The sequence below is a fragment of the Streptomyces sp. NPDC045967 genome (genome assembly GCF_056430495.1).
On the sequence record NZ_JBWKLE010000005.1, the window covers coordinates 77,192 to 100,366 of the forward strand.

At 69.9% G+C, this 23,175-nt stretch carries 24 protein-coding genes and 4 tRNA genes; 6 read left to right on the top strand and 22 right to left on the bottom strand.

The features are described 5' to 3' along the window. Positions 1–67 precede the first annotated feature (67 nt). From rpoB to AC07FY_RS13175, 4 genes are all read right to left on the bottom strand, one after another. Positions 68–3,550: a DNA-directed RNA polymerase subunit beta gene (gene rpoB / locus AC07FY_RS13160; protein WP_479004722.1), complete on the bottom strand. Its 3,483-nt coding sequence runs from the start codon at positions 3,548–3,550 to the stop codon at positions 68–70. Positions 3,551–4,146: 596 nt separating this feature from the next. Further along, the gene (gene rplL, locus AC07FY_RS13165; protein ID WP_479004724.1) at positions 4,147–4,533 is read right to left on the bottom strand and encodes a 50S ribosomal protein L7/L12; all 387 of its coding nucleotides are present in this window, start codon (positions 4,531–4,533) and stop codon (positions 4,147–4,149) included. 110 nt (positions 4,534–4,643) lie between these two features. Beyond that, the gene (gene rplJ / locus AC07FY_RS13170) at positions 4,644–5,174 is read right to left on the bottom strand and encodes a 50S ribosomal protein L10 (protein WP_479004727.1); all 531 of its coding nucleotides are present in this window, start codon (positions 5,172–5,174) and stop codon (positions 4,644–4,646) included. A gap of 320 nt (positions 5,175–5,494) precedes the next feature. Further along, the gene (locus AC07FY_RS13175) at positions 5,495–5,938 is read right to left on the bottom strand and encodes an SCO4651 family lipoprotein (protein ID WP_479005462.1); all 444 of its coding nucleotides are present in this window, start codon (positions 5,936–5,938) and stop codon (positions 5,495–5,497) included. Here AC07FY_RS13175 and AC07FY_RS13180 point away from each other — a divergent pair. Next, positions 5,876–6,010 (top strand): hypothetical protein, encoded by a 135-nt coding sequence (locus AC07FY_RS13180; protein ID WP_479004729.1) that lies wholly within the window; start codon positions 5,876–5,878, stop codon positions 6,008–6,010. The two genes, AC07FY_RS13175 and AC07FY_RS13180, sit on opposite strands and share 63 nt — an antisense overlap. 104 nt (positions 6,011–6,114) lie before the next feature. Here AC07FY_RS13180 and AC07FY_RS13185 read toward each other — a convergent pair whose 3' ends face one another. The 6 genes from AC07FY_RS13185 to AC07FY_RS13210 form a co-directional block, all read right to left on the bottom strand. After that, positions 6,115–6,996 (bottom strand): SCO4651 family lipoprotein, encoded by an 882-nt coding sequence (locus AC07FY_RS13185; protein WP_479004732.1) that lies wholly within the window; start codon positions 6,994–6,996, stop codon positions 6,115–6,117. Between the two features lie 187 nt (positions 6,997–7,183). Then, positions 7,184–7,912, bottom strand: coding sequence for a 50S ribosomal protein L1 (gene rplA / locus AC07FY_RS13190; RefSeq protein ID WP_073912938.1), 729 nt, complete (start codon positions 7,910–7,912; stop codon positions 7,184–7,186). Positions 7,913–8,000: 88 nt separating this feature from the next. Beyond that, a complete protein-coding gene (gene rplK / locus AC07FY_RS13195) occupies positions 8,001–8,435 on the bottom strand; it encodes a 50S ribosomal protein L11 (protein WP_069921505.1) in 435 nt (144 codons plus the stop codon). 165 nt (positions 8,436–8,600) lie between these two features. Beyond that, complete coding sequence (gene nusG, locus AC07FY_RS13200; protein ID WP_479004737.1) at positions 8,601–9,521, bottom strand: transcription termination/antitermination protein NusG; 921 nt, start codon at positions 9,519–9,521, stop codon at positions 8,601–8,603. Between the two features lie 84 nt (positions 9,522–9,605). Further along, positions 9,606–9,887, bottom strand: coding sequence for a preprotein translocase subunit SecE (secE, locus tag AC07FY_RS13205; RefSeq protein ID WP_030825982.1), 282 nt, complete (start codon positions 9,885–9,887; stop codon positions 9,606–9,608). Positions 9,888–9,992: 105 nt separating this feature from the next. Then, a tRNA-Trp gene (locus tag AC07FY_RS13210) sits at positions 9,993–10,065 on the bottom strand. A gap of 205 nt (positions 10,066–10,270) precedes the next feature. Here AC07FY_RS13210 and AC07FY_RS13215 point away from each other — a divergent pair. Both AC07FY_RS13215 and AC07FY_RS13220 read left to right on the top strand, forming a co-directional pair. Beyond that, positions 10,271–11,497, top strand: coding sequence for a pyridoxal phosphate-dependent aminotransferase (locus AC07FY_RS13215; RefSeq protein WP_479004741.1), 1,227 nt, complete (start codon positions 10,271–10,273; stop codon positions 11,495–11,497). A 226-nt stretch (positions 11,498–11,723) separates the two neighbouring features. Continuing rightward, positions 11,724–12,743, top strand: a complete 1,020-nt coding sequence (locus AC07FY_RS13220; RefSeq protein WP_479004744.1) for an adenosine deaminase — start codon at positions 11,724–11,726, stop codon at positions 12,741–12,743. Here AC07FY_RS13220 and AC07FY_RS13225 read toward each other — a convergent pair. From AC07FY_RS13225 to AC07FY_RS13270, 10 genes are all read right to left on the bottom strand, one after another. After that, the gene (locus AC07FY_RS13225; RefSeq protein ID WP_479004746.1) at positions 12,733–13,149 is read right to left on the bottom strand and encodes a hypothetical protein; all 417 of its coding nucleotides are present in this window, start codon (positions 13,147–13,149) and stop codon (positions 12,733–12,735) included. The genes AC07FY_RS13220 and AC07FY_RS13225 overlap by 11 nt on opposite strands. Positions 13,150–13,165: 16 nt before the next feature. Beyond that, positions 13,166–14,221, bottom strand: coding sequence for a UDP-N-acetylmuramate dehydrogenase (locus AC07FY_RS13230; protein ID WP_479004749.1), 1,056 nt, complete (start codon positions 14,219–14,221; stop codon positions 13,166–13,168). A gap of 56 nt (positions 14,222–14,277) precedes the next feature. After that, positions 14,278–14,676: a DUF3291 domain-containing protein gene (locus tag AC07FY_RS13235; protein ID WP_479004752.1), complete on the bottom strand. Its 399-nt coding sequence runs from the start codon at positions 14,674–14,676 to the stop codon at positions 14,278–14,280. A 52-nt stretch (positions 14,677–14,728) separates the two neighbouring features. Then, on the bottom strand, positions 14,729–16,255 hold the full coding sequence (locus AC07FY_RS13240; protein ID WP_479004755.1) for a DHA2 family efflux MFS transporter permease subunit: 1,527 nt from the start codon (positions 16,253–16,255) through the stop codon (positions 14,729–14,731). Positions 16,256–16,338: 83 nt separating this feature from the next. Then, the gene (locus AC07FY_RS13245; RefSeq protein ID WP_479004758.1) at positions 16,339–16,908 is read right to left on the bottom strand and encodes a TetR/AcrR family transcriptional regulator; all 570 of its coding nucleotides are present in this window, start codon (positions 16,906–16,908) and stop codon (positions 16,339–16,341) included. A gap of 856 nt (positions 16,909–17,764) precedes the next feature. Beyond that, entirely contained in the window at positions 17,765–18,193 is a 429-nt protein-coding gene (locus AC07FY_RS13250; RefSeq protein WP_479004761.1) for a MaoC family dehydratase, read from the bottom strand. 1 nt (position 18,194) lies between these two features. After that, complete coding sequence (locus AC07FY_RS13255; protein WP_479004763.1) at positions 18,195–18,647, bottom strand: FAS1-like dehydratase domain-containing protein; 453 nt, start codon at positions 18,645–18,647, stop codon at positions 18,195–18,197. Between the two features lie 158 nt (positions 18,648–18,805). Beyond that, positions 18,806–18,970, bottom strand: coding sequence for a 50S ribosomal protein L33 (gene rpmG / locus AC07FY_RS13260; protein ID WP_007265873.1), 165 nt, complete (start codon positions 18,968–18,970; stop codon positions 18,806–18,808). An 88-nt stretch (positions 18,971–19,058) separates the two neighbouring features. Then, positions 19,059–19,131, bottom strand: a tRNA-Met gene (locus AC07FY_RS13265). Between the two features lie 48 nt (positions 19,132–19,179). Next, a tRNA-Thr gene (locus tag AC07FY_RS13270) sits at positions 19,180–19,252 on the bottom strand. Positions 19,253–19,599: 347 nt separating this feature from the next. Here AC07FY_RS13270 and AC07FY_RS13275 point away from each other — a divergent pair. Continuing rightward, positions 19,600–21,147 (top strand): amidohydrolase family protein, encoded by a 1,548-nt coding sequence (locus AC07FY_RS13275; protein ID WP_479004766.1) that lies wholly within the window; start codon positions 19,600–19,602, stop codon positions 21,145–21,147. Positions 21,148–21,200: 53 nt separating this feature from the next. After that, the gene (locus AC07FY_RS13280; RefSeq protein WP_479004769.1) at positions 21,201–21,857 is read left to right on the top strand and encodes an SDR family oxidoreductase; all 657 of its coding nucleotides are present in this window, start codon (positions 21,201–21,203) and stop codon (positions 21,855–21,857) included. Between the two features lie 47 nt (positions 21,858–21,904). Here the strand turns inward: AC07FY_RS13280 and AC07FY_RS13285 are convergent, their stop codons facing one another. Together AC07FY_RS13285 and AC07FY_RS13290 are read right to left on the bottom strand one after the other, a co-directional pair. Further along, positions 21,905–22,204: a hypothetical protein gene (locus AC07FY_RS13285; RefSeq protein WP_479004771.1), complete on the bottom strand. Its 300-nt coding sequence runs from the start codon at positions 22,202–22,204 to the stop codon at positions 21,905–21,907. Between the two features lie 158 nt (positions 22,205–22,362). Further along, a tRNA-Tyr gene (locus AC07FY_RS13290) sits at positions 22,363–22,444 on the bottom strand. Positions 22,445–22,643: 199 nt separating this feature from the next. Between AC07FY_RS13290 and AC07FY_RS13295 the strand changes: the two genes are divergently transcribed. Beyond that, on the top strand, positions 22,644–23,132 hold the full coding sequence (locus AC07FY_RS13295; RefSeq protein WP_030009008.1) for a YajQ family cyclic di-GMP-binding protein: 489 nt from the start codon (positions 22,644–22,646) through the stop codon (positions 23,130–23,132). The last annotated feature ends 43 nt before the right edge of the window (positions 23,133–23,175 follow it).

A 23,175-nucleotide genomic window follows, 5' to 3' on the forward strand; every position in this document is an offset into this window, starting at 1 on the left:
CTCAATCATGGTCTGAACGGTCCCGGGGATGACGGGGGGCTCTTGAGCGAGCCCCCCGTCAGGCCCGTCAGACCTCTTCGACGCTGCTCGGCTCACGCCGGGACAGGTCGATACCGAGCTCCTCCGCCGCGCGGAAGACGTCCTCGTCGGTGTCGCGCATCTCGATGGACATGCCGTCCGAGGACAGCACCTCCACGTTGAGGCAGAGCGACTGCATTTCCTTGATGAGCACCTTGAAGGACTCGGGAATGCCCGGCTCGGGGATGTTCTCGCCCTTGACGATGGCCTCGTAGACCTTCACGCGGCCGGTGACGTCGTCGGACTTGATGGTCAGCAGCTCCTGGAGGGCGTAAGCGGCGCCATAAGCCTCGAGCGCCCACACCTCCATCTCACCGAAGCGCTGGCCACCGAACTGCGCCTTACCACCCAGCGGCTGCTGCGTGATCATCGAGTACGGACCGGTCGACCGAGCGTGGAGCTTGTCGTCGACCAGGTGGTGGAGCTTGAGGATGTACATGTAGCCGACCGAGATCGGCTCCGGGAACGGCTCGCCGGAGCGGCCGTCGAACAGACGCGCCTTACCGGTCGGGAGCACCATGCGCTCGCCGTCGCGGTTCGGGATGGTGTGCTGGAGCAGGCCGGCCAGCTCGTCCTCGCGGGCACCGTCGAACACCGGGGTGGCGACGTTGGTACCGGGAGCGACCTGGTCGGCGCCGATCGCCTGGAGGCGCTGCGCCCACTCGTCCGCCAGACCGGAGACGTCCCAGCCGCGGCTGGCGAGCCAGCCGAGGTGGATCTCCAGGACCTGTCCCGGGTTCATTCGGGACGGGACACCCAGCGGGTTCAGGATGATGTCGACCGGAGTTCCGTCCTCGAGGAACGGCATGTCCTCGATCGGAAGGATCTTCGAGATGACGCCCTTGTTGCCGTGGCGGCCGGCGAGCTTGTCACCGTCGGTGATCTTGCGCTTCTGGGCGACGTAGACGCGAACCAGCTGGTTCACGCCCGGAGGAAGCTCGTCGCCCTCCTCGCGGTCGAAGACGCGGACGCCGATGACCTTGCCGATCTCACCGTGGGGGACCTTGAGCGAGGTGTCGCGCACCTCGCGGGCCTTCTCACCGAAGATCGCACGGAGCAGGCGCTCCTCCGGGGTCAGCTCGGTCTCACCCTTGGGCGTGACCTTGCCGACCAGGATGTCGCCGGCGACGACGTCCGCACCGATGCGGATGATGCCGCGCTCGTCGAGGTCCGCCAGGACCTCCTCGGAGACGTTCGGGATGTCCCGGGTGATCTCCTCGGGGCCCAGCTTGGTGTCACGGGCGTCGACCTCGTGCTCCTCGATGTGGATCGAGGAGAGGACGTCGTCCTGCACGAGGCGCTGCGACAGGATGATCGCGTCCTCGTAGTTGTGGCCTTCCCACGGCATGAACGCGACGAGCAGGTTCTTGCCGAGGGCCATCTCGCCCTCTTCGGTGGCCGGGCCGTCGGCGAGGACCTGGTCCTCGACGATCCGGTCGCCCTCGTTGACGATCACCTTCTGGTTGACCGAGGTGCCCTGGTTGGAGCGGGAGAACTTCGAGACGCGGTACGTGGTGTACGTGCCGTCGTCGTTGGCGACGGTGATGTAGTCGGCCGAGACCTCCTGGACGACACCGTCCTTCTCCGCCTTGATCGAGTCACCGGCGTCGACCGCGCAGCGGTACTCCATGCCGGTGCCGACGAGCGGCGCCTCCGCCTTGATGAGCGGAACGGCCTGGCGCATCATGTTCGCGCCCATGAGGGCGCGGTTGGCGTCGTCGTGCTCGAGGAAGGGGATCATCGCGGTCGCGACGGACACCATCTGGCGCGGCGAGACGTCCATGTAGTCGACGTCGTCACCGGCGATGTAGTCGATCTCGCCGCCACGACGGCGCACCAGCACGCGGTTCTCGGTGAAGCGCATCTCGTCGTTCAGGCGGGCGTTCGCCTGGGCGATGACGAAGCGGTCTTCCTCGTCGGCCGTCAGGTAGTCGACGTCGTCGGTGACGACACCGTCGACGACCTTGCGGTACGGGGTCTCGATGAAACCGAACGGGTTGATCCGGCCGTAGGAGGCCAGCGAGCCGATCAGACCGATGTTCGGGCCTTCGGGCGTCTCGATCGGGCACATGCGGCCGTAGTGCGACGGGTGGACGTCACGGACCTCGAAGCCGGCCCGCTCACGGGACAGACCACCCGGGCCGAGGGCGTTGAGACGACGCTTGTGCGTCAGGCCCGACAGCGGGTTGTTCTGGTCCATGAACTGCGACAGCTGGCTGGTGCCGAAGAACTCCTTGATGGAGGCGACGACCGGCCGGATGTTGATCAGGGTCTGCGGCGTGATCGCCTCGACGTCCTGGGTCGTCATGCGCTCGCGCACGACGCGCTCCATACGGGCGAGACCCGTACGGACCTGGTTCTGGATGAGCTCACCGACGTTGCGGATGCGGCGGTTGCCGAAGTGGTCGATGTCGTCGGTCTCGACGACGATCTCCCGGCCCGACTCGCCGACCGTCTCGGTCTCCCCGGCGTGCAGCTTCACCAGGTACTTGATGGTGGCGATGATGTCGTCGGTGGTGAGCACACCGGCGTCGAGCGGCTCGTCGGCGCCGAGCTTCTTGTTCACCTTGTAGCGGCCGACCTTGGCGAGGTCGTAGCGCTTGGGGTTGAAGTAGAGGTTCTCGAGCAGCGTCTGAGCGGCCTCGCGGGTCGGGGGCTCGCCCGGGCGCAGCTTGCGGTAGATGTCGAGCAGCGCGTCGTCCTGACCCTGGGTGTGGTCCTTCTCCAGGGTGGCGCGCATGGACTCGTACTCGCCGAACTCCTCGAGGATCTGCTCGGTGGTCCAGCCGAGAGCCTTCAGGAGGACGGTGACGGACTGCTTGCGCTTGCGGTCGATGCGGACACCGACCATGTCGCGCTTGTCGACCTCCATCTCCAGCCAGGCACCCCGGGACGGGATGATCTTGGCGGAGAAGATGTCCTTGTCGGACGTCTTGTCGATGGAGGAGTCGAAGTAGACACCAGGGGAACGGACAAGCTGCGACACGACGACACGCTCGGTGCCGTTGATGACGAAGGTGCCCTTGTTGGTCATGAGCGGGAAATCGCCCATGAAGACCGTCTGAGACTTGATCTCTCCGGTCTCGTTGTTCGTGAACTCGGCCGTGACGAACAGCGGAGCCGCGTACGTGAAGTCGCGCTCCTTGCACTCGTCGACAGAGTTCTTCGCCGGCTCGAAACGGTGGTCGCGGAAGGTCAGCGACATCGACCCGGAGAAGTCCTCGATCGGCGAGATCTCCTCGAAGATCTCTTCCAGACCGGACTTGGTGGGGACGTCCTGTCCACTCTCAAGCGCCGACTCGACGCGAGACTTCCAGGCGGCGTTGCCGAGCAGCCAGTCAAAGCTCTCGGTCTGCAGCGCCAGGAGGTTCGGAACCTCGAGGGGCTCCTTGATCTTTGCAAAGGAGATGCGCAGCGGGGCGGTGCTGGCACCGTTGTTCGTATTGGTCGAGGCGTTGCGCGAGGCGGCCAAGAGGGGGTCCTTCCGAGGGCTCGGACTCACTACGCGCGTACCGGTCCCAGCCGGCACAGAAGACAGACCCCTCCCGAACTGGCTGAAAGGCCAGGTCGGGGCGTATCAATCAAGTGTGCTCGAGCGTGGGCATGCCCCTGGCGACGGGCAGGGGGCAGCTAACAGGCAGCGCAAAGGGTCAGTGTAGCCAGTTGGCTCACTGATGTCCAGACCGCGTTTCCGGCAACCGGCAACAGGCCCTTCCCCACGTCTCTTCACAACATCAAAACTGCGTCCCACGCCCGGCTCACGTACACAGAGCGCGTATGAGTACTGCCCTCTTCGTAGCCGATCCATACCTCGGATCTCGGATCGGGTCGGATCGCATGGGATCGAGCCGATTCGAGCTGGCGACGGGACTGAGAATTGCGCGCCGCGTCCCGTTCGTCAAGGCCCCCTGCTCCGAGCGGATCATCTCCGGACCCTGCTTCGGGGCAACGAAGATCACCCTACTCCCCAACGAGACCAGGGCAAGTCAGGCGCTGCCGGTACGCCGAAGGGCGACCACCCTTACGGGTGATCGCCCTTGGCTGGGGCCCCTGAGGGCCCCGGAGGTGTTACTTGACCTCGACAGCCGCGCCGGCGCCCTTGAGGGCCTCGGCGGCCTTCTCGGCGGCGTCCTTGGCGACCTTCTCGAGGACGGGCTTCGGGGCGCCGTCCACGAGGTCCTTGGCCTCCTTCAGACCCAGGGAGGTCAGCTCACGCACGACCTTGATGACCTGGATCTTCTTGTCGCCGGCACCGGTGAGGATGACGTCGAACTCGTCCTTCTCCTCCTCGGCCTCGGCGGCGGCGCCACCGGCACCACCGGCGGGGGCAACGGCGACGGCCGCGGCGGCGGTGACGTCGAACTTCTCCTCGAAGGCCTTCACGAACTCGGAGAGCTCGATGAGGGTCATCTCCTCGAACTGGGCGAGGAGGTCGTCCTGAGAGAGCTTCGCCATGATGGGCGATCCTTCCACTAATTCGGCAGGTGCCGGTTGTATATAGAGGCGGGCGTAACGGCCCGCTGCGACCCACGCACTAGGCGGCGTGGATCAATGCGCGAGCCGAATTACTCGGCACCGCCCTGCTCGGCCTGCTTGGCACGGAGCGCGTCCACGGTGCGGACGAGCTTCGACGGCAGCGCCTGGAAGAGCGAGGCAGCCTGAGACTGCTTGCCCTTGAACGCGCCGGCCAGCTTGCTGAGCAGAACCTCGCGGGACTCAAGGTCCGCAAGCTTCTTGATGTCGTCGGCGGAGAGAGCCTTGCCATCAAGGACACCGGCCTTGATGATCAGGTTCTGGTTCTCCTTGGCGAAGTCACGCAGAGCCTTCGCCGACTCCACCGGGTCACCGGTGATGAAGGCGACCGCGGTCGGACCAGCGAAGTGCTCGTCCAGCGCGGTGATCCCGGCCTGGTTGGCCGCAATCTTGGTCAGCGTGTTCTTCACCACGGCGTACTGGGCGTTCTCACCGAGGGAGCGACGCAGCGTCTTGAGCTGCGCGACGGTGAGACCCCGGTACTCGGTCAGCACGGCGGCGTTCGAGCTCTGGAACGCGTCCGTGAGCTCGGCTACCGCGGCAGCCTTGTTGGGCGTCGGCATGTGCGTTCGCCTCCTTCCGGGTGATGAGGACCGCTCAGAAGGGGCTGAACAAAACGAAACGCCCCGGCGCATGCGCACGGGGCGTAAGCTCGACCGGATCACTCCGGGAGCCTTCTCCACGAACACCTGCGCAGGACGTCCGCGTCTCAACGGATCCTTCGGTCACCGCGCTCTTACGGGCACGGCAACGACCAGCGGTCTTTGGCTTCTGGTGAAGCGTACGCGAACCGTCCGACCCAAGGCAAATCGCCCCCATCCAGCCCCCGAGGTGCCACCGCGGGAGGGGGCCCGGAAGCGGTCCGGAGCCCCTCGGGACGGCCTCAGGAACGCTTCAGACCACCCATTCCGGCGTCCTTCAGCGTCAGGTCGGCCTCGTCCAGCGTGCGGTCGGTCTCCTTGAGGCTCTCGTCGATGCCCTTCATGACCTCGTCGAAGTCGGCCACCTGGTCGGCGGGCGGCGCGACGACCGGGAGCGCCGTGCCGTAGCCGGAGAACTTCGCCGAGACCGTCGTGGTGCTGTTGTCGATCGTCCGCACGGTGTCGACGCGGACCGGGAACCCTTCCTTGCCGATCCAGAGGTCCACTTCCATGCTCGTGACGTCCTTGACCGCCTCGTGGAGGTACCGGCGGTCCGCCTCCTGCATGACCCGGGTGGTCTCGTCGGCCTGGAGCAGGTCGGCGTTGATGAGGCTGCCCTTGTAGTGCTGGGCCTCGACGCCGTCGGGCCGCTCGGGGCCGACGAGCGTGAGCTTCTCCTGGCCCAGGAGCAGCGCGGCCCGCGCCGGGGCTGGTCGTACGGGCCCGTGGCCGCCGGGTACCAGCCCTTGTTCCCGTGATTCGCTCCGGCTTTCCGGAAGCGCTGGTGATGGTCATGTCCATCGTGGCGACTTCCTTTCCGTGCGGTGGCGCGGTGGCGCGGTGGCGGAGTGTCCGGCGCCGGTCAGACGGTGCCTTCGTTCGGGTCCTTCAGCATCTCGGCCAGGTCGACGACCTGCCCGGCCGGCGGCGCGGTGATCTCGACCGGCTTGTTGAAGTCCAGGAACGTGATGGTGACGTCCATCGGGCCGGAGGTGCCGGTGCCCCGGGTGCGGACCTGCTTGGCCTGGTCGGCCTCGTCGATCCAGAGGTCCATGGTCAGGCTCTTGATGCCCTGGGCCTCGAGCCCCTTGATGTTCTTCTCCTGGCGCTCCTTGGCCTCGGGGGTCGAGGCGGCGGCGCTCGCGGCCCGCAGTTCGTCGAGCGTGACCGTGCCGGCCAGGTGCGTCGTCCTCTGACCGGCGACGGTCTCCTCGCCGACCTTCTGGAGGTCCTTGGAGGCGCCGAGGCTGTCAACCGAGTCCGAGGGGTTCTGGCCCTGCTGGGCGGCGCCGAGCGAGTCCAGTTGCTTGGCCTCCTCCGGAGCCAGGGCCTTCAGGTCGAACTTCAGCCACTTGTTCGCGGAGCCCATGTACATGGCGCCGTCGAGCAGGCGGAGGTCGATCTTCTGCCCCGGCTCCTCGGGCGAGTCCATCGTCATCGCCATGGCCACGGTGGGCCTCAGCCGCATGGAGACCTCGCCGGAGATGTTCTGCCCCGCAGCGGATCCCGTCATGGTGTAGCGGACGGAGGTGATCTCCTGCGCCTTCTGCTTCGTCTTCTGCAGGTACGCGGCCGGCGCGGCATCGGCCGGCTTCTGCGCCGCCCCGGCCGACGCCGACGGCGCCGAGGCGGCCCCGGTGTCCTTCTTCGGGTCCTTGCCGTCCTCGCACGCCGTGGCACCGCCGGCGAGCAGGACAGCGGCCAGAACGGCCGTCACGGCCTTCTTCTTGCGGTACGCGTTCATCGGTTTCCCCCCGTGGGGCTCGTGGAGTCGTGGAGCCCCTGTTGCATGCGGTGACGCTGCCATCGATGACAGTACGTCGGACCACTGACAGTAATCGCACGGGGTTCGCACAGCACACGAAAAACGGGCCCCCCGCCACCCGTGAGGGGGCGAGGGGCCCGTTCAGCCACTCAGCGAGCCGTCAGGCTCAGACAGCAGCCGGGTCTTCCTCGACGAGGAGGTTCCGGGTGCGGTTCGGGTCCAGCTGGATGCCGGGGCCCATGGTGGTGCTCAGGGCGGCCTTCTTGATGTAGCGGCCCTTCGCGGCGGACGGCTTCAGACGCAGGATCTCGTCCAGAGCGGCGCCGTAGTTCTCGACCAGCTTGTCATCGGAGAAGGAGACCTTGCCGATGATGAAGTGCAGGTTCGAGTGCTTGTCGACGCGGAACTCGATCTTGCCACCCTTGATCTCGGTGACAGCCTTGGCGACGTCCATGGTGACGGTGCCGGTCTTCGGGTTCGGCATCAGACCACGCGGACCGAGCACGCGGCCGAGGCGGCCGACCTTGCCCATGAGGTCCGGGGTGGCGACAACCGCGTCGAACTCGTTCAGGCGGTTGCCCTTGGCGATCTCGTTGATCAGCTCGTCGTCGCCGACGATGTCGGCGCCGGCGGCTTCCGCGGCCGCAGCACGGTCACCGGTCGCGAAGACCAGGACCCGGGCGGTCTTACCGGTGCCGTGCGGGAGGTTCACGGTGCCGCGGACCATCTGGTCGGCCTTGCGCGGGTCGACACCCAGGCGGAAGGCGACCTCGACGGTACCGTCGAACTTGGTCGCGGAGGTTTCCTTGGCGAGACGGACGGCCTCGAGCGGGGCGTACAGCTTCTCCCGGTCGACCTTGGCGTCCGCAGCGCGGAGAGTCTTGCTGCGCTTCACTTCTGCTCCTGTGTTGTTTCTTCAGGCGTGGAGTCGTGGTGCGGACCAGCGCTTGGTCCTACCACTGGTGTGGCTTGAGGGGGCTGGATCAGCCTTCGACGGTGATGCCCATCGAGCGCGCGGTGCCGGAAATGATCTTCACGGCGGCGTCGATGTCGTTGGCGTTCAGGTCGGGCATCTTCAGCTCGGCGATCTCCTTGACCTGGGCAGCCGTGAGCTTGGCGACCTTGGTCTTGTGGGGCTCGCCGGAGCCCTTCTCCACACCCGCGTGCTTCAGGATGAGACGCGCGGCCGGCGGAGTCTTGGTGATGAAGGTGAAGGAGCGGTCCTCGTAGACCGTGATCTCCACCGGCACGACCATGCCACGCTGCGACTCGGTCGCGGCGTTGTAGGCCTTGCAGAACTCCATGATGTTGACGCCGTGCTGACCGAGCGCGGGGCCGACCGGCGGAGCCGGGTTGGCCGCACCGGCCTTGATCTGGAGCTTGATAAGCCCCGTGACCTTCTTCTTCTTGGGAGGCATTGCTCTCTCCGGGTCCTAGTGAGAGTTTTCAGCCGCCGATCCGGTCATCCGGATGGAGGCATACCGCACCACGATAACGGGTATCGGTGCGGGGCCAAAAACCGAGCAGGTCAGACCGCCCTTTACGGGGCGATCTGACCTGTCCGGAAGCTTTCGCGCAGAAGATCAGTTCTTCTGGATCTGGTCGAAGCTGAGCTCGACCGGGGTCTCGCGGCCGAAGATCTCGACGAGGCCCTTGACCTTCTTCGAGTCGGGGTTGATCTCGTTGATCGTCGCCTGGAGCGTGGCGAACGGGCCGTCGGTGACGGTGACCGAGTCGCCGACCTCGAAGTCCAGGACCTCGATCGTGCGCTTGACGGCGGGCGCGGGCAGGCCGGCCTCTTCCGCGGCGGCCTTCGCGGCCTTCTCCTGCGCCTCCGGGGCGAGCATCTTGACGATCTCGTCCAGCGTCAGCGGGTACGGGTCGTACGCGTTGCCCACGAAGCCGGTGACACCCGGCGTGTTGCGGACGACGCCCCAGGACTCGTTCGTCAGATCCATGCGGACGAGAACGTAGCCGGGCAGCTTGTTCTGCCGGACGTTCTTGCGCTCGCCGTTCTTGATCTGGACGATCTCTTCCTCGGGCACCTCGGCCTGGTAGATGAACTCCTCGACGTTCAGCGAGACGGCGCGCTGCTCCAGGTTGGCCTTCACGCGCTTCTCGTAGCCCGCGTAGGTGTGGATCACGTACCACTCGCCGGGCAGGAGGCGCAGCTCTTCGCGCAGGGCCTGGATCGGGTCGACGGGCTCGGCTTCGGCGGCCTCTTCGGCCTCCTCGCCGGCCTCGGCGTCGCCCGCCTCCTCGGCGTCGCCCTGCTCCGCGGCCTCGTCGGCAGCCGCCTCGACCTCGGCGTCATCCTCGATCTCGGCATCCGCCTCGACCTCGTCCTCGACGTGCAGCGCGGCCTCTTCGGCAGCGCCACCCGCCTCGACGTCGGCGAGCTCGGCCTCGTCGGGGTCCACGGCGTCTGCAGCCTCGACGATGTCGAGCTGGTCCTCGACGGACTCGACGGAGTCGTGGCTCGCGTTCAGGTTCGGGTCAGACACGGTGGCTGCTTCTTCCTGGATACAAAAGGTGGTGGAACATGCGAAAACGGGCGGCACCCATCAAGGCGCCGCCCTCCGCGGGGATCAGCCGAAGACGAACTTGATGGCTTCCTGGAACCCATAGTCAATCACGGTCACCAGACCGATCATGATGACCACGAAGACAATCACCACGGTGGTGTACGTCGTGAGCTGGTTGCGAGTGGGCCATACGACCTTGCGGAGTTCCGCGACAATCTGGCGGTAGAACAGCGCGAGCCGACCCAGAGGGCCCTTCTTGCCGCGCTTGCCGCCCTTGCGGGCCTTCTTCTCGCGGGTCTCGTCCTCGGCGTCAGGCATGTCGATGGAGCCCAGGGCGTCCGTCACGTCTCTCACCTGAATCCGGGTCGTGGCCGTACCGCGCCCGGTTGCGCCGCACGGCGTTGCATCGAAGTACGTACCTGCGCACACACGTCCGAGAGGAGTGTGGAGCAGGGCCGGAGGGACTCGAACCCCCAACCGCTGGTTTTGGAGACCAGTGCTCTACCAATTGAGCTACGACCCTTTGCGTCCCCCAACCTACCGCATCCGAGTGAGTGCACGGAGTGCTCACGCTCTGGGGCGGTCGGCGAGGTCCAACGACAGGTGAGTGTACGTGAACCGCGCCCTGACGTCGAACAGCACCCCGGCGGGCCGACCCCGCGCCGTCCCGCGGTCCGGTGACTGAAACGTTGTGCGGCAGCCGTTTGCGGTCTGGGACGATTGGGCCCATGACCTCTGCAACGCCTTCCTCCGAGCGCCGGGTGTCCGCCCGTATCGGCGCCATTTCCGAGTCCGCCACCCTGGCCGTGGACGCCAAGGCCAAGGCCCTCAAGGCCGCCGGCCGCCCGGTGATCGGCTTCGGCGCGGGCGAGCCCGACTTCCCGACTCCGGACTACATCGTCGAGGCCGCGATCGAGGCCTGCCGCAACCCCAAGTACCACCGCTACACCCCGGCCGGCGGTCTGCCCGAGCTCAAGGCCGCGATCGCCGCCAAGACCCTGCGCGACTCCGGCTACGAGGTCGACGCGTCGCAGGTGCTGGTGACCAACGGCGGCAAGCAGGCGATCTACGAGGCGTTCGCCGCCATCCTGGACCCGGGCGACGAGGTCATCGTCCCGGCTCCGTACTGGACCACCTACCCGGAGTCCATCCGTCTCGCCGGCGGTGTCCCGGTCGAGGTCGTCGCCGACGAGACCACCGGCTACCGCGTCTCCGTCGAGCAGCTGGAGGCCGCGCGCACCGAGCGCACCAAGGTCGTCCTGTTCGTCTCCCCCTCCAACCCGACGGGCGCGGTCTACAGCGAGGCCGATGCCGAGGCGATCGGCCGCTGGGCCGCCGAGAAGGGCCTGTGGGTCCTGACCGACGAGATCTACGAGCACCTCGTCTACGGCGACGCGACGTTCGTCTCGCTCCCGGCGATCGTCCCCGAGCTGGCCGACAAGTGCATCGTCGTCAACGGCGTCGCCAAGACGTACGCGATGACCGGCTGGCGCGTGGGCTGGATCATCGGCCCGAAGGACGTGGTCAAGGCGGCGACGAACCTGCAGTCGCACGCGACCTCCAACGTCTCCAACGTGGCCCAGGTCGCGGCGCTCGCCGCCGTCTCCGGCAACCTGGACGCGGTCCACGAGATGCGCGCCGCGTTCGACCGCCGCCGCCAGACGACCGTGCGGATGCTGAACGAGATCGAGGGCGTCGTCTGCCCGACCCCCGAGGGCGCGTTCTACGCCTACCCGTCGGTCAAGCAGCTCCTCGGCAAGGAGATCCGCGGCAAGCGCCCGCAGACCTCCGTCGAGCTCGCGGCCCTGATCCTGGACGAGGTCGAGGTCGCGGTCGTCCCCGGCGAGGCCTTCGGCACCCCGGGCTACCTGCGCCTGTCCTACGCCCTCGGCGACGAGGACCTGGTGGAGGGCATCTCCCGCATCCAGAAGCTCCTGGCGGAAGCCCGGGACTGACCCGGCCCACGAGCGGCGGCGGCCCCGACCGGGACCGCCGCCGCTGCGCCCCGTCCCAGCGCCCGTGGAGCCCCGCCGGCCTGTGCCGCGCGGGGTCCGGGGCGGAGCCCCGCGCGGTGGCCCGCACCCTCGGTGCCCGAGCCAGGGACCCCGCGCACCCGTTCGAGCAAGACCCCGAAGGGGAAACCCCCTCCCGCCCGGCGCAGCGGTACGGCAGGATCACCGGATGGAGCACGCACGCGATCTCACGCTTCTGCCGAAGGCACACCTCCACCTGCACTTCACCGGCTCGATGCGCCCATCGACCCTCCTGGAGCTCGCCGACAAGTACGGCGTCCGCCTCCCGGACGCCCTGACCGCCGGCGAGCCGCCCAAGCTCCGCGCCACCGACGAGCGCGGCTGGTTCCGCTTCCAGCGGCTCTACGACGCCGCCCGCTCCTGCCTGCGCGAGCCCGACGACATCCGCCGCCTGGTCCGCGAGGCCGCGGAGGAGGACGTACGGGACGGCAGCGGCTGGCTGGAGATCCAGGTGGATCCCACCTCCTACGCCCCCCTCCTCGGCGGGATGATCCCGGCCGTGGAGATCATCCTCGACGCCGTGGACACCGCGTCCCGCGAGACCGGCCTCGGGATGCGCGTCCTCATCGCCGCGAACCGCATGAAGCACCCCCTCGACGCCCGGACCCTGGCCCGCCTGGCCGTCCGCTACGCCGACCGCGGCATCGTCGGCTTCGGCCTGTCGAACGACGAGCGCCGCGGCATGGCACGGGACTTCGACCGGGCCTTCGCCATCGCCCGGGAGGGCGGCCTGCTGGCGGCTCCGCACGGCGGCGAGCTCACCGGCCCGGCCTCCGTCCGCGACTGCCTCGACGACCTGCACGCCTCCCGCATCGGGCACGGCGTCCGGGCCGCCGAGGATCCGCGCCTGCTCCGGCGGCTCGCCGACCGGCAGGTCACCTGCGAGGTCTGCCCCGCCTCCAACGTCGCCCTGGGGGTCTACGAACGGCCCGAGGACGTCCCGCTGCGCACCCTCTTCGAGGCCGGGGTGCCGATGGCGCTGGGCGCCGACGACCCGCTGCTGTTCGGTTCCCGGCTGGCGGCCCAGTACGAGATCGCGCGCGAGCGCCACGCCTTCACCGACGCGGAACTCGCCGAGCTGGCCCGCCAGTCGGTCCGCGGGTCGGCCGCGCCGGCCGACGTACAGGACAAGCTGCTCGCCGGGATCGACCACTGGCTCACCGGATGAGCCGCAGGTCCCCCTCGTAGCAGTCGGCCCGTACCCGGCGGCCGTCCTGGAAGCCGATCTCCAGATGGGTGCGGCCGTGCTCGGGCAGGGCGAACTCCGCGACGGAGGCGACGGTCGCGCCGAGGTGCGGCAGGAAGGGGTGGTCGCCGAGGTCCTCGCCGACCTCGATGCGGCCCCACTCCCCCACGTCGTACGGCTCGTGCGGCGCCGCGGACTCCACGATGAGGCACTCGTCGGAGCCGGTGGTGATGCGGATGGAGTCGCCGACGCTGTCGATCAGCCAGACGTCGAGGGGCGCCTCGGAGCGTTCGCCGTCGCTGACGTGCCAGGACGCGACGACACGGCTGAGCGTGCGCCCCACGAGGCGGGTGGGGTCGGTACCGGCCCCGTGCCGGGGACAGAGCATGGGCGGCCGGGACTCCTCAGATGCTGACGCCGACCGTCACCGGCTCGTTGACCAGGGTGACGCCGAAGGCCGCGTGGACGCCCGCGACGACCTCGCGGGCCAGGGCGAGGAGGTCCTCGGTGGTGGCCCCGCCGCGGTTGGTCAGGGCGAGGGTGTGCTTGGTGGAGATGCGCGCGGGCCCGCTGCCGTAGCCCTTGGTGAAACCGGCCTTGTCGATCAGCCAGGCGGCGCTGGTCTTCGTACGGCCCTCGCCGGCGGGGTACGCGGGCGGGGCGGTGGCGGGGCCGAGCCGGTCCTGGACGCGGGCGAGGAACGCGGCGTAGGCGTCGTCGCTCAGGATCGGGTTGTGGAAGAAGGAGCCGGCCGACCAGGTGTCGTGGTCGGCGGGGTCGAGGACCATGCCCTTGCCGGCGCGCAGCCGCAGCACGGTCTCGCGGGCGGTGGCGGCGGGCACCCGGTCCCCGGCCTCGACGCCCAGGGCGCGGGCGGTCTCGGGGTACTTGATCGGCGCGGAGAGCCCGCCGGCGTCCTCCAGGGCGAAGCGGACGCGCAGGACGACGTACCGCTCGGGCTGGTGCTTGAAGAGGCTGTCGCGGTACGAGAAAGCGCACTCGGCGGCGCTCAGCGTGACGGTCTCGCGGCGGACGCGGTCGTAGGCGACGACCTCGGTGATGGTGTCGCAGACCTCCTGGCCGTACGCCCCGACGTTCTGGATCGGGGTGGCGCCCGCGGAGCCGGGAATTCCGGCGAGGCACTCGATGCCCGCGAGCCCGGCCTCGACGACGCGGGCGACGGCGTCGCTCCAGTTCTCGCCGGCGGCGAGCTCCAGGGCGGTGCCGGTCAGGGCGAACCCGGTGGTCGCGATGCGCAGGGCGGTGCCGTCGAAGCCCCGGTCGCCGATGACCAGGTTGCTGCCGCCGCCGATGACGAGGAGCGGGGTTCCGCTCTCGTCCGCGGCCCGGACGGTGTCGACCACCTCGGCGTCGGTGGTCGCGGTGACCAGGCGTGCGGCGGGGCCACCGAGACGGAAGGTGGTCAGCGGGGCGAGGGGGGCGTCGTGGAGTTCCTGCACGTGGACAAGAGTACGGTCCGTGCCCCCCGCCTCCCGGCGGGGCCACGGACCGTGACTCAAGAGGCGGTGCGCGGCTCGGCCAGTCGGCGCTCGGCCTCCGCCCAGCCGATGGGGAGTTCGTCGGCCCGTACGGTCCAGTAGGTGAAGGCGGACTCCTTCATGAGCCCGGCGGCGGCACGCGCGCTGGAGCGGTGCGGCTCGCTGCGGGCGAACCGGTGGAGGGCGTCGCGGTCCTGCCAGGCGGAGAGCGTCAGGAAGGTACGGCTGAGGAGGCGGGCCCGGAGGGCGACGCCGTGCGCGCCGGGGGCCGTGCGGATCTGGCGGATGATGCCGGGTGCCTTGAGGAAGAACCGGAGGGCTCCGGCGAGGGTGGCGGTCTCGAAGCGGGAGGCCATCACGTACACCTCGGCGTCGGGGACGGCCTGGGTGGGCGTGGACCAGGGGACGTCGGGCATGGCGGGCACTCCTTCGGCGCTGGGTCGGGTGGCCGTGCGTGGGTGGTCCTGGTCAGCCGGCGGCGGGGACCTTCGCCGTGCCGGTCGTCGGGGTGCCGGTCGTCGGGGTGCCGGTCGTCGGGGTGATTCCGGCGGTCGGGGTCGGCGGCGTCGCGGTCGCCGGCCGTGCGTCGCCGACCCGGCCTCCGGAGGACTTCGGCCGGCCCGGCAGCAGTACGGCGAACGCGGCGGCGAGGGCGACCGCGGCGGCGCCGATCCACAGGGCGGGGACGGTGCCGTCGGTGAACGCCTGCGGGGACTCGTAGCCGCCCTGGGCGGCGAAGACCGAGGCGAGCACGGCGACGCCGAGGGCTCCGCCGACCTCGCGCAGGGCGGTGTTGGTTCCGGATGCCTTGCCCTGGTCGGCGGGGGCCACGGTGGACATCAGGACGTTGGAGGCGGGGGCGAAGTACAGCCCCATCCCGATGCCGCTGATGATCAGCGCGGGAAGCTGGGCGGCGTACGAGACGTCCGCGCTCAGGACCGCCGCGAACCAGGCGAGGCCGAGGGCCTGGAGCGCGAGGCCGGCGGCTATGACGGGACGTCCGCCGATCCGGTCGGAGAGGATCCCCGAGATCGGCGCGACGAGCATCGGCATACCGGTCCAGGGGAGCATCCGCAGGCCGGCCTCGGTGGGCGAGTAGCCGGCGACGCCCTGGAGGAACTGGCTGAGCAGGAAGATCGAGCCGAACATGCCCAGGAACATCAGCAGGCCGGCCGCGTTGATGCCCAGGAAGCCCCGATTCCGGAAGAGCCGCATGGGGAGCATCGGGTTCGCACTGCGGATGCCGTGGCGTACGAAGCCGCCGACAAGAGCGGTTCCGGCGATCAGGCCGGTGAGCACGGGGGCGCTGGTCCAGCCCTCGGCGTTGGCGTTGACCAGGGCGTAGACGATGCCGAACAGACCGCCGCTGATGAGCACGGTGCCGGGGACGTCCAGGCGCGCGTCGGGGGCGGTGGACTCGGCGAGCCGCAGCCGGGCGAGCGGGATGAGGGCCAGGCCCGTCGGCACGTTCAGCCAGAAGATCCACTGCCAGGAGATGTGCTCGGTGAGGCTACCGCCGATGAGCGGGCCGCTGGCGACGGCGAGGCCGGTGACGGCTCCGTAGATGCCGAGGGCCATGCCGCGGCGGGCGGCAGGGACGGCGGCGGTGAGCAGGGTCAGGGTGAGCGGCATCATGATCGCGGCGCCGACTCCCTGGACGGCGCGGGCGGCGATGAGCGCGTCGATGCCTGGCGAGAGGGCGGCCGCGGCGGAGGCCACGGTGAAGATCGCGAGACCTATGACGAACAGGCGTCGGCGGCCGAAACGGTCCCCGAGGGCGGCACCGAACATGAGGAGGACGGCGAAGGTGAGCGTGTACGCGTTCACCGTCCACTCAAGGTCTTCCAGCCGGCCTCCGAGGTCCTCGCGGATGGCGGGCAGGGCGGTGGTGACGACGAGGTTGTCCAGGGCGGCCATGAAGCTGGCGACGCCCGTCAGTACGAGGGCCCAGACGGCGGGGCCGCCGAGCTTGGTGTCCGTGCCGTGCGTGTTCACGATCTCCCCCTGCGGGTGTTAGTTATTGCTGACTAACTTTCGTGCGCATGAGGACGCCGGCCGCCGCTGCCGGCGCCGTGCCCTCACTTCTCCAGGCGGCCCTTGGCCCGGGCCGTCGGATACAGCCCCTCCCAGACCCGGTGCTCGGGCGGGAACCCCATGGCGGCAAGGGTGTTGATCAGCATCCCGTACGCCATGAAGGTCGTGGTCTCGCCCACGTCCCCGCCGAAGGGCACGCGGACCGTGTCCCAGAGCTCCATCCAGCCCTTGCGGACGAGCTCGCCGAGCTCATGGTCCCCGGCGGCTTCGGCGGCGGCGACGGTGACGTACATCTGCAACTGCATCTGGAGCTTGTCGGGATCCTCGGCGATGAGCCGGGTGTAGGCGTTGGCCATGGCCTGCGTGGCCTCTTCGCCGTGCAGCCCGGCACCGGCGACGGCCATCACCTCACGGGTCTCCCGCAGGCAGCGATCGGCGGCGGCGAGGAAGATGGCGGCCTTATTCGGGAAGAGCCGGAACAGGTACGGCTGGGACACGCCCACCCGCTTGGCGATCACCTCGGTGGAGGTCCCGTAGTAACCCCCGCGGGCGAACTCGTGCACCGCCGCCCGAACGACACTCTCACGCCGCTCGTCCGCGCTCATCCTTGGCATGGCTCCAAGTTAGTGCGCAATCACTAATCGGGCAAGGGGTAGCGGGGACGGGGCCGCGGGAGCGCGGACCGCTCTGCAACGAAAACGAAGGGCAGTCATGGCGCGCGACCGCCCAGCGGTCCCGGGCATGGGACGCGACGGACGGAGGCGGCTCGACGCCGGTCGCCCGATATCACCAGGCCCGACACGGCGGCCCGCCGACACCGCCGAGGCTGGCCTCGGGGGGCGGGGGCCCAGTGCGGCGTGTGCGCCGGCACTCGCGAGTTCCCCGGCGTGGGGCCGAGGTGACGCGGCCGCGGTCGGCCGACACCGCCGAGGCTGACCTCGGGGGGCTGGGCCCCAGTGCGGCGTGTACACCGGCACTCGCAAGTTCCCCGGCGTGGGCCGAGGTGACGCGGCGGCGGTCCGCCGACGCCGCCGAGGCTGGCCCTGGGGGGCCGGGGACCCCCATGCGGCGTGTACGCCAGCACTCGCGAGTTCCCCGGCGTGGGGCCGAGGTGACGCGGCCGCGGTCGGCCGACACCGCCGAGGCTGACCTCGGGGGGCCGGTGGGGCAGAGGTGACGCGGCGGCGGTCGGCAGCAGCACCGCCGCCGACGCGGCGGGCCGCCCTGCCGTGCGGCGAGGGCGCCGGCCGCGGCCGGCCTCCCAGCACTCGACGGGAGGCCACACGCGGCGGGGACTCAGCGCGCCGCCAGACCCGGCAGACGGCAAGCACCCCGGCACGCAGCCGGGGCCCGGCGCGGAGCAGGCCCCGCGGGTCACCGCTGAGCCCCGGCGCGGAGCCGGGGCCACGGTGCGCGGCGGAAGGTCCTGCCGCCCCGGGAGCCCCGGCTGCCGCGCTCCCCGGGCGGCCGTCAGGCCAGTTCGACGACCGCGCGGGACATGCCCAAGACCTTCTGGCCGGCGCTCGTCGCCGTGAGGTCGACGCGGACCCGGTTGTCCTCCAGCTTGGCCGCGACCTTGGCCGTGACCTCGATCAGGCCGCCCCGGTCGTCGTTCGGGACCACGACCGGCTTGGTGAAGCGCACGCCGTACTCGATCACCGCGCCCGGGTCGCCGACCCAGTCGGTGACCACGCGGATCGCCTCGGCCATGGTGAACATGCCGTGCGCGATCACGTCCGGCAGCCCGACCTCCTTGGCGAACTTCTCGTTCCAGTGGATCGGGTTGAAGTCACCCGAGGCTCCGGCGTACCGCACCAGCGTGGCGCGCGTCACGGGGAAGGTCGCCGCGGGCAGTTCGGTGCCGACCTCGACGTCCGCGTACTGGATCTGCGCTGCCATGTCAGGCCTCCTCGGGGGCGCGGGAGACGAGCTTCGTCCACGCCGTCACCACGTGCTCGCCGGTCTCGTCGTGGACCTCGCCGCGGATGTCGATGATGTCGTTGCCCGCGAGGGACTTCACGGCCTCGATGGTCGAGGTCACGGACAGTCGGTCACCGGCCCGCACGGGGCGCGAGTACGCGAATTTCTGGTCGCCGTGCACGACGCGGCTGTAGTCCAGCCCCAGCTGCGGGTCCTCGACGACCTGACCCGCCGCCGCGAAAGTGATCGCAAACACAAAAGTCGGGGGCGCGATCACGTCGGGGTAGCCGTACCCCTTGGCCGCCTCGCGGTCGGTGTAGACGCGATTGGCGTCACCCACGGCGACCGCGAATTCGCGGATCTTCTCCCGGCCGACCTCGTACGGATCGGTGGGGGGGTAACTCCGCCCCACGAAGGACTGGTCGAGAGCCATGACTCACTACCTCCTGATGAAGGGACACGAAAGACACGAAAACGGTGCGGCGCCACTGCGAGCGCCCGCCGCCGACGGGTCGGGGAAACGACACGAGGCCGCCCCCAAAGAAGGGGACGACCTCATGACGGTGCCTGTTATTCGAGACTTCGCTAAGGTCAGCGGGTCTCGCGGTGCGCGGTGTGCGAGTTGCAGCGCGGGCAGTGCTTCTTCATCTCCATGCGATCCGGGTTGTTACGCCGGTTCTTCTTGGTGATGTAGTTCCGCTCCTTGCACTCCACGCAGGCCAGCGTGATCTTCGGGCGGACGTCGGTGGCAGCCACGTGAGTGCTCCTTGACGGACTATGGGACGGATGAACGCATAAAAGAGTAGCCGATCGGGAGACCGACCCCGCAATCGGCTACTGTGTGTAGCGGCGACCGGACTTGAACCGGTGACACAGCGATTATGAGCCGCTTGCTCTACCGACTGAGCTACGCCGCTTTGATGTGATCAGTTCCCCACCCGAGGGTGGGGGACCTCTCTCACCAGAGCCCCAATGCGGAATCGAACCGCAGACCTTCTCCTTACCATGGAGACGCTCTACCGACTGAGCTATTGGGGCGAGCGATGAAGACATTACACGGTTGCCCGCCGATCGCCCAAATCCTTTGCGGGGACAGGGCTCGGAGGGCAGCCCGGCGTCTTTGCCGATCAACCCGACGAGCGCCCAGCGGTCACTTCGGGCCCGGATTGTGGGCGAGCTCACACACCCTCACCGGCGTACGGAGCCCGCACGCGACCGCACCGTCCGCAGGGGGCGTGCTGTGGCCGGGGCACCACACCGGTACGACTATTGCGCTCTTCCCTGAAGCGGAGTGCGCCGCGCCCTAGGCTCGGAGCACGCTGCGTGATCTTGGGCCGCGGGCCGCGGCCACGGCCCAGGACCGCCCGAGCCACCGCAGGAGCGCGATGTCCGACAGCCAGCCGCAGCAGCCGTTCCAGCCCCCGCGCAGCGGCCACGGCGAGGACCAAGGACGCGCCCCCGAAGACCGTCCCGAACACCGCCTCGAACCCGGCCCTCTCCAAGGGCCTGCGCAGCGACTTCCGCAGCGCCCCTCCCCCGGCCGCGGCCCCCTCCCCGAGCACGACCAGCCCGAGCACCAGGACGAAGGACGGGGACAGAGCCGCGACCGCCACCGGGAGCCACTGGACCGCCGCCTGGACGCCGCGCAGCACCACCCGCGCTCCCGGGGCCACGCCCACGGCAGATCCCCCGCCCCTGCCCGTCCCCCCGGTCCGAGCCCCGCGCCCGCCGCCGAGGCCGCCACCCTGCTGCTCGCCGGCGCGCGCCTCACCGACGGCCGGACCGTCGACGTACGCCTCAGCGGCGGTCGCATCCAGGCCGTCGGCACCGCGGGCAGCCTCCCCGCGCCCGGGTTGTCCCGGGTGGACCTCAGCGGGTACCTGCTGCTGCCCGCCCCGGCCGAGCCCCACGCCCACGGGGACACCGCCCTGACCGCCGACGGCGAGGGCCCGGTCTCGTACGCCCCCGACGAGGTCCAGCGCCGGGCCACCGAAGCCGCCCTGCTCCAGCTCGGCCACGGCGCCACCGCCGTGCGCTCCCACGTGCGGATCGGCGACGTGCACGGGCTCGGGCCCATGGAGGCGGTGCTCCAGGCCCGCCGCTCGCTGCGCGGGCTCGCCGACCTGACCACCGTGGCCGTGCCCCGGCTGCTGACCGGCCTGGCCGGCGCCGACGGGCTGGCCATGCTGCGGGACGCGGTCAAGATGGGCGCCTCGGTGATCGGCGGCTCCCCGGACCTGGACCCCGATCCGACCGGCTTCCTCGAAGCCGTCCTGGAACTGGCCGACGAGCACGGCTGCCCGGTGGACCTGCACACGGACGGTGACGACCCCGGCCGCCTGGCCCGGCTCGCGGCGATGGCCGGCGGGCTGCGCCCCGGCGTGAGCATCGGCCCCTGCGGCGGACTGTCCCGGCTGCCGCTGGACGTGGCGACCCGGGCCGCCGACCAGCTGGCCGCGGCCGGCGTACGGGTCACCTGCCTGCCCCAGGGCGACTGTGCGGCCCTGGAACGCCGCGGCCTGCGCACCGCCCCCGTACGCCTGCTGCGGGCCGCCGGAGTGCGGGTCACGGCCGGCAGCGGGGCACTGCGGGACGCCGGGAACCCGGTCGGCCGCGGCGACCCACTGGAGGCCGCCTACCTGCTGGCCTCGCAGGGCGGGCTGCGGCCCGGGGAGGCATACGAGTCGGTCAGTGCCGCCGCCCGCGAGGCCATGGGGCTGCCGGAGGTCCGGGTGGAGGCCGGTTTCCCGGCGGAGCTGCTCGCCGTGCGCGGGGACCGGATCGCGGGCGTGCTGTCCCTCGCGTACAGCCGGATCGTGATCCACCGGGGCCGGGTGGTAGCCCGTACGAGTGCGGTGCGGGAGTACTGCGACTCGGCCGTGGCGGCGGCCCTGGACCTGCCCCGGCAGGGCCGCACCGAGGCGGGCCCCTGACGTTCGCCGGGCCTTCCCGGGCGCGCGGGCCCGGCTCGTCGTACCGTCGGGACATGCGCATCGTCATCGCGGGTGGACACGGTCGGATCGCACTGCGGCTGGAGCGACTCCTCGCCGCACGCGGGTACGAGGTCGCGGGGATCATCCGCGACCCGGCGCAGGGCGACGACCTCAGGGAGGCGGGCGCCGAACCCGTGCTGTGCGATCTGGAGTCGGCCTCGGTGGAGCACGTGGCGGGCATCCTGCAGGGCGCCGGGGTGGCGGTGTTCGCCGCCGGCGCGGGCCCGGGCAGCGGGGTCGCACGCAAGGACAGCGTGGACCGTGGGGCGGCGGTGCTGTTCGCCGACGCGGCCGAACGGGCCCGTGTGCGGCGCTTCCTGATGGTCTCTTCGATGGGCGCCGACGCACGGCACGAGGGCGACGAGGTCTTCGACGCCTACCTCCGGGCGAAGGGCGAGGCCGATGAACACGTCCGCACCCGCCTGGGCCTCGAGTGGACGGTCCTGCGGCCCGGCCAGCTGGTCGACGACGCGGGGACAGGCCAGGTCCGCCTGGAGGTGCGGACGGGCCGCGGGTCCGTCCCGCGCGACGACGTGGCGGCGGTGCTCGCCGAACTGGTGGAGACCCCGGCGACGGCCGGCCTGACCCTGGAGCTCGTCTCCGGTTCCACCCCGGTCTCTGTGGCGGTCAAGGACGTCGCCGGCAACTGAGGCCGGGCGCCGTCAGGGCGGTCCCCGCCGCTCCGCCCCGCGGGGCTTCAGAATCCGGCGGTCAGCCTGTCGTCGGACCGTCCGACCGAGTCCTGCTGGTCCTGGTCCTCGTAGGCCTGCCGAATCCGCTCGATACGACCGCTGCGCTCACGAGCCTCCCCGGGGAAGGCAGGCGTGATCTCGCGGTCAGGGAACCGCAGGAATTCCTTCTCCCCGCCGGGGCCCCGGCCATCGGACCGCTCGGATCCGAAGTACAGCCGCGTCTCCTGGTAGGGCTCCCCCACGCCCGTGCGGAGCGCCGCCCCGACCAGAACCGGAATCCCCTCGCCGAGCAGGGCGATGAGCACCCGGCCGCCGGCTTTCCCCCCGCATGTCGGATGTCCCTTTCACCCAAGGTGAACGAATGGAGACCCTGATGATGCGGCCGGCGGGACGCCCCGGCCGATGAGAACGAAAGAACCCCCGCCCACTGCGATTCCGCAGATGAACGGGGGTTCCACTCGCGTGGCGGCGCCAGGGTTCGAACCTGGGTAGGCTGAGCCGGCAGATTTACAGTCTGCTCCCTTTGGCCACTCGGGCACACCGCCAAGACCGCTGCCATTTTCTCCGCCTTTCGGCGGTGCTCCCTGGCAACGACGTAAACGATACCTGATGACCGGGGGTGCTTCGCCACCGGATTGATCAGCGCCACGGGTGGGTGCGGTGGCTAGGCTTTGCGGCGCGGGCCGGGGATGTACGGCCGTGCCCTTCGGGGCGATCACCACCGACTTCAAGGAGCCACTGCACATGGCCGACTCCAGTTTCGACATCGTCTCGAAGGTCGAGCGGCAGGAGGTCGACAACGCCCTCAACCAGGCCGCCAAGGAACTGTCGCAGCGCTACGACTTCAAGGGTACCGGCGCCACGATCGCCTGGTCCGGCGAGAAGATCCTCATGGAGGCGAACTCCGAGGAGCGCGTCAAGGCCGTCCTCGACGTGTTCGAGACCAAGCTGGTCAAGCGCGGGATCTCGCTCAAGGCGCTGGACGCCGGCGAGCCGCAGCTGTCCGGCAAGGAGTACAAGATCTTCGCCACGATCGAGGAGGGCATCTCCCAGGAGAACGCCAAGAAGGTCGCGAAGATCATCCGGGACGAGGGCCCCAAGGGCGTCAAGGCCCAGGTCCAGGGTGAGGAGCTGCGGGTCAGCTCCAAGAGCCGTGACGACCTCCAGGAGGTGCAGGCCCTGCTCAAGGGCAAGGACCTGGACTTCGCGATCCAGTTCGTGAACTACCGCTGACCCAGGTCTGCGACCTGCCCGCACGCCGGCCCGGCGGTCCTCT

Excerpts from the sequence above, each read along its gene's own strand:
- rplL (WP_479004724.1), bottom strand. The coding sequence starts at position 4,533 with ATGGCGAAGCTCTCTCAGGACGACCTCCTCGCCCAGTTCGAGGAGATG.
- rplJ (WP_479004727.1), bottom strand. The coding sequence starts at position 5,174 with ATGCCGACGCCCAACAAGGCTGCCGCGGTAGCCGAGCTCACGGACGCG.
- AC07FY_RS13185 (WP_479004732.1), bottom strand. The coding sequence starts at position 6,996 with ATGAACGCGTACCGCAAGAAGAAGGCCGTGACGGCCGTTCTGGCCGCT.
- rplK (WP_069921505.1), bottom strand. The coding sequence starts at position 8,435 with ATGCCTCCCAAGAAGAAGAAGGTCACGGGGCTTATCAAGCTCCAGATC.
- AC07FY_RS13215 (WP_479004741.1), top strand. The coding sequence starts at position 10,271 with ATGACCTCTGCAACGCCTTCCTCCGAGCGCCGGGTGTCCGCCCGTATC.
- AC07FY_RS13220 (WP_479004744.1), top strand. The coding sequence starts at position 11,724 with ATGGAGCACGCACGCGATCTCACGCTTCTGCCGAAGGCACACCTCCAC.
- AC07FY_RS13225 (WP_479004746.1), bottom strand. The coding sequence starts at position 13,149 with ATGCTCTGTCCCCGGCACGGGGCCGGTACCGACCCCACCCGCCTCGTG.
- AC07FY_RS13235 (WP_479004752.1), bottom strand. The coding sequence starts at position 14,676 with ATGCCCGACGTCCCCTGGTCCACGCCCACCCAGGCCGTCCCCGACGCC.
- AC07FY_RS13245 (WP_479004758.1), bottom strand. The coding sequence starts at position 16,908 with ATGCCAAGGATGAGCGCGGACGAGCGGCGTGAGAGTGTCGTTCGGGCG.
- AC07FY_RS13250 (WP_479004761.1), bottom strand. The coding sequence starts at position 18,193 with ATGGCAGCGCAGATCCAGTACGCGGACGTCGAGGTCGGCACCGAACTG.
- AC07FY_RS13255 (WP_479004763.1), bottom strand. The coding sequence starts at position 18,647 with ATGGCTCTCGACCAGTCCTTCGTGGGGCGGAGTTACCCCCCCACCGAT.
- AC07FY_RS13275 (WP_479004766.1), top strand. The coding sequence starts at position 19,600 with ATGTCCGACAGCCAGCCGCAGCAGCCGTTCCAGCCCCCGCGCAGCGGC.
- AC07FY_RS13280 (WP_479004769.1), top strand. The coding sequence starts at position 21,201 with ATGCGCATCGTCATCGCGGGTGGACACGGTCGGATCGCACTGCGGCTG.
- AC07FY_RS13295 (WP_030009008.1), top strand. The coding sequence starts at position 22,644 with ATGGCCGACTCCAGTTTCGACATCGTCTCGAAGGTCGAGCGGCAGGAG.